The 741-nt window shown below is 73.0% G+C and carries 2 protein-coding genes; both read right to left on the bottom strand.

The window, feature by feature from the left end:
• Positions 1-197 precede the first annotated feature (197 nt).
• Positions 198-539 (bottom strand): hypothetical protein, encoded by a 342-nt coding sequence (locus D1Z90_RS20855; RefSeq protein WP_119912671.1) that lies wholly within the window; start codon positions 537-539, stop codon positions 198-200.
• 7 nt (positions 540-546) lie between these two features.
• Positions 547-741 (bottom strand): hypothetical protein (locus D1Z90_RS20850; protein WP_198419287.1); only part of this gene is annotated, 195 nt, incomplete at its 5' end.

The raw sequence follows: 741 nt of genomic DNA, 5'->3' as shown, positions 1-741 counted from the left end.
CAAGGGCCTCGACCGGGCCAAGGCCGAAGGCAAGGCCTGACGCGCTAAGGCCAGACCTGACGCCTCGTCCCGGGGCGTTCACGCGACAAGACCCCCGTCCGGCTCCGCCGGGCGGGGGTTTTTTGTCGCCCGACAGGAAACCGCGCCGCGCCCGAAGCGGACGCGGCGGGACGCCGAAGCGATGGCCGAGAAGGCTTTTAGTTGGCGGCGCCGCTCTTGGAGTCGCCGGCGGCCATCACCGACTGGATGAGGGCGGCGAGGCGGTCGCCGGTGTCGGCGGCGGCCTGGCCGAGGGCCTGGGCCGGACCGCGCCCGGGCGTCGGGGCGCCCGAGGCCACCTGGTTGACGGTGGCCTGGGCCACGGTCATGGCCGCGTTGCGGGCCACGGCCTGGGCCGGGTTCTGGTTGGGAGCCTGATAGATGAAGCCGTAGGTCGGGTAGGTGCTCGAACCCAGGTCGCGGAGCGGGTCGTACCAGACCTTGACCTGGCTCCAGTCGCCGGCGGGCGACCGGGGGGCGAAGGCTAGGACCTCTCCCATGACGGCGTCAGGCCTGGGCCGCCAGCGGCGCGTCGCCCGCGTCGACGCCGTCCTCGAACAGCAGGCGGTGGAGTTCGGGCTCGTAATAGCGCAGCAAGGTGCGGGCGAAGGGGCCCGGGTCCAGGCCCAGGGTCCGCGCCCAGATCGCCTGGGTCTCGATCGGCACGCGGCCCAGGCCGTTCTCCACCTGCGAGACGAAGGT

It is taken from the genome of Motilimonas pumila, from assembly GCF_003596335.1.
In the GTDB taxonomy this organism is placed as follows: Bacteria; Pseudomonadota; Gammaproteobacteria; order Enterobacterales; family CBDFNC01; genus Motilimonas; species Motilimonas pumila.
Note: the sequence above shows the minus strand (reverse complement) of the source record. Positions and strands in the feature narration are given on the sequence as shown.